The following is a 6106-nucleotide window of genomic DNA, read 5'->3' on the forward strand; positions in this document are numbered from 1 at the left end:
ATGAACATCAATACCTCGCCTGACCAGATCATCCGCAGTTCGGCCCAGGTGACGCCGGGTTACATGTCCGGCTTCGGCAACTCTTTCGAGACCGAGGCGCTGCCGGGCGCGTTGCCGATCGGGCGCAACTCGCCGCAGCGCTGCGCCTACGGGCTCTATGCCGAGCAGCTCTCGGGCTCGCCCTTCACCGCGCCGCGCGGCAGCAATGAGCGCTCCTGGCTCTATCGCATCCGGCCTTCAGTGAAGCATTCCGGCCGCTTCGAGAAGGTCGATGCCGGCTTGTGGCGTTCGGCGCCGTGCCATGAGTACGACCTGCCGATCGCGCAGCTGCGCTGGGATCCGACACCGCTGCCGAAGGAGGATGTCACCTTCATTCAGGGCGTGCAGACCATGACGACGGCGGGGGATGTGAATACGCAGGCCGGCATGGCCGCGCATGTCTACCTCATCACCAAGTCGATGGTGGATCAGCATTTCTACGATGCCGACGGCGAGCTGATGTTCGTGCTGCAGCAGGGCAATCTGCGCCTTGTCACTGAGTTCGGCCGTATCGATGCCGAGCCTGGCGAGATCGTGGTGATCCCGCGCGGCGTCAAGTTCCGCGTCGAGATTCCGAACGGCCCGGCGCGCGGCTATCTCTGCGAAAATTATGGCGGCGCCTTCACGCTGCCGGAGCGCGGGCCGATTGGCGCCAATTGCCTCGCCAATGCGCGTGACTTCCTGACGCCGGTGGCAAACTACGAGGACAAGGACACGCCGACCGAGCTCTACGTGAAATGGGGCGGCTCGCTGTTCAAGACCACGTTGCCGCATTCGCCGATCGACGTCGTGGCCTGGCACGGCAATTACGCGCCGTACAAGTATGATCTGCGTACCTTCTCTCCCGTCGGCGCGATCGGCTTCGACCATCCCGATCCCTCGATCTTCACGGTGTTGACCTCGCCGTCGGAGACGGCGGGCACCGCGAATATCGATTTCGTCATCTTTCCCGAACGCTGGATGGTCGCGGAAAATACCTTCCGGCCGCCCTGGTATCACATGAACATCATGAGCGAGTTCATGGGCCTGATCTACGGCGTCTACGACGCCAAGCCGCAGGGCTTCGTCCCCGGCGGCATCTCCTTGCACAATTGCATGCTGCCGCACGGCCCCGACCGCGACGCCTTCGAGCACGCCAGCAACGGCGAATTGAAGCCGGTGAAGCTGACCGGCACCATGGCCTTCATGTTCGAGACCCGCTACCCGCAGCGCGTCACGGCACACGCGGCGAACGCCGCCACACTCCAGGCCGATTACGCGGATTGTTGGAAGGGGTTGGAGAAGCGGTTCGATCCGGGCAAGCCGTAGTTACTTGGTCATTCCGGGATGCGCCGAAGGCGCAGGCCCGGAATCCATAACCACGATTGTGAATATGGATTCCGGGCTCGCGCTCCGCGCGCCCCGGAATGACGGCGGAGAAACTGTGAATAAACATTCGGTAGGAACCAATGCCCCACCCCAACGACCCCAGCCTCCGCTCCTTCATCGCCGTCGATCCGGCCTCGGACTTCCCGATCCAAAATCTGCCCTATGGCGTGTTCTCGACCAAGGATGGCCGTGCCCCGCGCCTCGGCGTAGCGATCGGCGACTACGTGCTCGATCTCTGGGAGCTCGAGCAAGATGGCCTGATCAGTGCGGGCGATCCGGGCACATTTGCAGGAGGACTGAACGCCCTGATGCATCTGGGTCCAAAGGTTTGGTCGAAAACCCGCGCGCGCATCAGCGAGCTCTTGCGGCACGACAATCCGGAGCTTCGCGATAACGAGCAGTTGCGCTCGCGCGCTTTCGTTCTCATGCGCGACGCGAAGCTCCACCTGCCCTTCGCCGTCTCCGGCTACACCGATTTCTATTCGTCGAAGGAGCACGCCACCAATGTCGGCGTGATGTTCCGCGGCAAGGACAATGCGCTGCAGCCGAACTGGCTGCATATGCCGATCGCGTATAACGGCCGCGCCTCCACCGTCGTGGTCTCCGGCACCAGGGTGAAGCGGCCGCGCGGGCAGCTGAAGCCGCCGAACGTGGAGCTGCCGAGCTTTGCGCCGTGCAAGCGGCTCGATTTCGAGCTGGAGATGGGTGTCGTCATCGGTCAGCCGTCGCCGATGGGCGGCATGCTGAGCGAGCAACAGGCCGAGGAGATGATCTTCGGCTTCGTGCTGCTCAACGACTGGAGCGCGCGCGATATCCAGCAATGGGAATATGTGCCGCTCGGTCCGTTCCTTGCAAAGGCGTTCGCGACCTCGATCAGCCCCTGGGTGGTGACGCGCGAGGCGCTGGAGCCGTTCCGCCTGAATGGGCCGGAGCAGCAGCCGGTGCCGCTCGATTATCTCAAGCAGACCAAGCCGCAGAACTACGATGTCGAGCTCGACGTCTCCTTGCGCGCTGCGGGTGCCAATGCGCCCGCCAGCATCAGCCGCACCAATTTCAAGTACATGTACTGGTCGTCGGTGCAGCAATTGATGCACCACGCCTCCTCGGGCTGCGCCATGAATGTCGGCGATCTCTTAGGGAGCGGCACCATCTCCGGCCCGGAGAAGAACCAGCGCGGCAGCCTGCTCGAGATCAGCTGGAACGGCACCGAGCCGGTCGAACTGCCCGGCGGCGCCAGGCGCTCGTTTCTGGAGGACGGCGACAGCCTCGTCATGCGCGGCTGGTGCAAGGGCAACGGCTATCGCGTCGGGTTCGGCGAGGTCGAAGGAACGATATTGGCGGCGGAGTAGCGGGCCAAATCACCGTTTCTCCGGCGGCACGTCGCGCAGCCGCGCGCAATGCGCCGCGACATCCTCGACGCTGTACTTCAGATGCACCCGCTTGTCGGACGGCGCCTGCTTGGTGATGCATACGCCCGGCCGCCATTCCTGCGCCGGCCTGATCGGCCGCGGAGCGAAGCCGCCGCCGCAATTCGGGCAGACATTGAACAGCTTAGTCTCGACGCAGTCCGCGCAGAACGTGCATTCATAGGAGCAGATCCGCGCATTGGTCGCGTCGGGCGGCAGGTCGCAATCGCAATATTCGCAGTTCGGTCGCAGCTGGAGCGCCATGTTGAATCTCCGCAACTGGAGCTGCGATCATCGCAGATCGCGTTGCCAGCGCGAATGCCATAGTTCCCTCGATTTCAGCCGGGCTTGATCTCCTTCAGCGGCAGCTTCGAGCTCTCCTTCAGCCTATCAAGCACGATCGAGGAGCGCACATGCGCCACGCTCTGGTGCGGCATCAGCACGTCATTGACGAGGTTGGACAGGCCCTTGAGATCGCGCAGCACGGCCTTGAGCACATAGTCGGCATCGCCCGTCAGCGAATACGCCTCCTGGATCTCATCGATCCGGTTCACCAGCGCGCGAAAACGCTTGGAATTGTCCGGCGAATGTGTCGCCAGTCCCACCTGGATGAAGGCGATCACGCCGAAGCCGAGCGCCTCGCTGGAGAGGTCGGCGTGGTAGCCCGCGATCACCTTCTCCTCCTCCAGCCGCATCCGCCGCCGCGAGCATTGCGAGGCTGACAGGCCCGCGAGCTCGGCGAGCTCCTGGTTGGTGAGGCGGCCATCGTCCTGGAGCGCGCCGAGAATCCTGAGGTCGAAGGCGTCAACAGAAATCATGCGTCTTTCATCCGTTTCATGCGCGGATCGTGCATAGAATAGCCAAAGCCCGTCTCGTTTGCACGCTCATTGCATGGCCCATGAAGGATAGTTCCCTGTCAGCAGCCATTCGGGAGAACACCATGGGACCGTTTCCGCACGATGCACCGCCGGCCACGATCACTGCCGACAACCCGATGGGCACCGACGGCTTCGAGTTCGTCGAATACGCCCATCCCAATCCGCAAGACTTGCACGCTTTGTTCAAGCTGATGGGCTATGCGCCGGTCGCGCGCCACAGAACCAAGAAGATCACGGTCTATCGCCAGGGCGACATCAACTATCTCGTCAACGAGGAGCCCGGCACGCACGGCTATGAGTTCGTCGCCGCCCACGGCCCTTGTGCGCCGTCCATGGCCTTTCGCGTCGTCGATGCCAAGGCGGCCTATGACCGCGCGATTGCGCTCGGCGCCGAGCCGGCCGATGTGTCGTCGGCGCAGAAGACGCTCGATGTGCCCGCGATCAAGGGCATCGGCGGCAGCCTGCTTTATCTGGTCGATCGTTACGGTGCCAAGGGCTCGGCCTATGACGCCGAGTTTGAATGGCTGGGCGCGCGCGATCCCAAGCCGCATGGCGCCGGCCTGTTCTATCTTGACCATCTCACCCACAACGTCCATCGCGGCCGCATGAATGTCTGGGCCGGGTTCTACGAGAAGCTGTTCAACTTCCGCCAGATCCGCTTCTTCGACATCGAGGGCCGCGCCTCCGGCTTGTTCTCGCGCGCGCTGACCAGCCCCGACGGCAAGATCCGCATTCCGATCAACGAGGACGCCGGCGAGTCCGGCCAGATCGAGGAATATCTGCAGACCTATCGCGGCGAGGGCATCCAGCACATCGCCTGCGGCTGCCGCGATATCTATCGCACCATCGAAGGTTTGCGCGATGCCGGCCTGCCGTTCATGCCGTCGCCGCCCGACACTTATTTCGAGAAGATCGATACGCGCCTGCCCAAGCACGGAGAGGATGTCGCCCGGCTCAAGAAGAACGGCATCCTGATCGACGGCGAGGGCGTGGTCGATAGCGGCCAGACCAAGGTGCTGCTGCAGATCTTCTCGGCCAACGCAATCGGCCCGATCTTCTTCGAGTTCATTCAGCGCAAGGGCGACGACGGTTTTGGCGAGGGCAATTTCAAGGCCCTGTTCGAATCGATCGAGGAGGACCAGATCCGGCGCGGCGTGTTGAAGGTGGGGGACGCGGCGTAGGACGTCAGCCGCGCTGCCGTAGGGCGGGCAAAGGCGCGTAGCGCCGTGCCCACCATCTCTCTGTGATCTCGCCCAAAGTGGTGGGCACGCTTCGCTTTGCCCACCTACGAGAGCGTGCCCGCTGGCTCTACCGCTGCCAGGCCTTCATCACCGCGCCGATCCCCGCCGCCTCCGGCTCGCGTGCCGCTGACGGCGTGCGCGAGAACCGTGGCGCGGGCGCCGGCTGCTTCACGCCGTGCCGCTCGATGAAGACGTTGCGGGCGACCATGTGCGGATGCTGTGTCGCCTCAGACATGGTCAGCACCGGCGCGAAGCAAATGTCAGTGCCTTCCATGATCTTGCACCAGTCCTCGCGCGTCTTGCTCTTGAACACGGCCTTCAGCTTCTCCTTCAGCGCTGGCCAGGCCTTGCGGTCCATCTGCGCGTCGAAATCGGCGTCGGTGAGGCCGGCGTGCTCGCGCAGCAGCGCGTAGAATTGCGGCTCGATCGAGCCGATCGAGACGAAGTGCCCGCAGGCGCATTCGTAGACGCCGTAGAAATGCGCGCCGCCGTCGAGGAAGTTCTGGTTGCGCTCCTCGGTCCAGCGTCCCATCGTGGTCATGTCGAAGAAGAACGACATCAGCGAGGCCGCGCCGTCGCACATCGCCGCGTCCACCACCTGGCCTTTGCCCGACTTCTGTGCTTCCAGCAGTGCGGCGAGCACGCCGACGACGAGATAGAGCGCACCGCCGCCGAAATCGCCGACCAAATTGAGCGGCGGCACCGGCGCTTCCTTCGTACCGATCGCGGCGAGCGCGCCGGTGATGGAGATGTAATTGATGTCGTGGCCGGCGGCGTTGGCGAGCGGGCCTTCCTGGCCCCAGCCGGTCATGCGGCCATAGACCAGCTTAGGGTTGCGTGCGAGCACGACGTCCGGCCCGAGGCCGAGCCGCTCCATCACACCGGGGCGAAAACCCTCGACCAGCGCGTCCGCGCTCGCGAGCAGATCCAATACTTGCGCGATCGCCGCCTTGTCCTTGAGGTCGAGCTCGATCACCTTGCGGCCGCGCCCGGCCACCGACTTCATGCTCTTCTTCGCGCCGACGCGGTCGAGCGTGACGACGTCGGCGCCCATGTCGGCCAGCATCATGCAGGCGAACGGACCGGGCCCGATGCCGGCGAATTCGACGATGCGGAAGCCCGAGAGCGGGCCGGAAGCGCGGACGGAGGAGGTGGGGGCGGGTTTGTCGAGCAC

Annotated in this window: 6 protein-coding genes; 3 read left to right on the forward strand and 3 right to left on the reverse strand. The window is 64.0% G+C overall.

Annotated elements, in window-relative coordinates; genetic code table 11:
• Both hmgA and fahA read left to right on the forward strand, forming a co-directional pair.
• Positions 1-1347 (forward strand): homogentisate 1,2-dioxygenase, encoded by a 1347-nt coding sequence (gene hmgA, locus N2605_RS36310; RefSeq protein ID WP_225129946.1) that lies wholly within the window; start codon positions 1-3, stop codon positions 1345-1347.
• A gap of 140 nt (positions 1348-1487) precedes the next feature.
• Positions 1488-2756, forward strand: a complete 1269-nt coding sequence (fahA, locus tag N2605_RS36315; protein ID WP_260345480.1) for a fumarylacetoacetase — start codon at positions 1488-1490, stop codon at positions 2754-2756.
• A gap of 9 nt (positions 2757-2765) precedes the next feature.
• Here fahA and N2605_RS36320 read toward each other — a convergent pair whose 3' ends face one another.
• Together N2605_RS36320 and N2605_RS36325 are read right to left on the reverse strand one after the other, a co-directional pair.
• Complete coding sequence (locus tag N2605_RS36320; protein ID WP_036016119.1) at positions 2766-3077, reverse strand: DUF1272 domain-containing protein; 312 nt, start codon at positions 3075-3077, stop codon at positions 2766-2768.
• 74 nt (positions 3078-3151) lie between these two features.
• A complete protein-coding gene (locus N2605_RS36325; protein WP_036016121.1) occupies positions 3152-3631 on the reverse strand; it encodes an Lrp/AsnC family transcriptional regulator in 480 nt (159 codons plus the stop codon).
• Positions 3632-3753: 122 nt separating this feature from the next.
• Here N2605_RS36325 and hppD point away from each other — a divergent pair, with 122 nt between their 5' ends.
• Entirely contained in the window at positions 3754-4872 is a 1119-nt protein-coding gene (gene hppD / locus N2605_RS36330) for a 4-hydroxyphenylpyruvate dioxygenase (protein ID WP_260345481.1), read from the forward strand.
• Positions 4873-4999: 127 nt separating this feature from the next.
• Here the strand turns inward: hppD and N2605_RS36335 are convergent, their stop codons facing one another.
• Positions 5000-6106, reverse strand: a complete 1107-nt coding sequence (locus N2605_RS36335) for a CaiB/BaiF CoA transferase family protein (protein WP_225145448.1) — start codon at positions 6104-6106, stop codon at positions 5000-5002.

Origin of the sequence: Bradyrhizobium yuanmingense, assembly GCF_025200905.1 — a bacterium.
GTDB lineage: Bacteria > Pseudomonadota > Alphaproteobacteria > Rhizobiales > Xanthobacteraceae > Bradyrhizobium > Bradyrhizobium yuanmingense.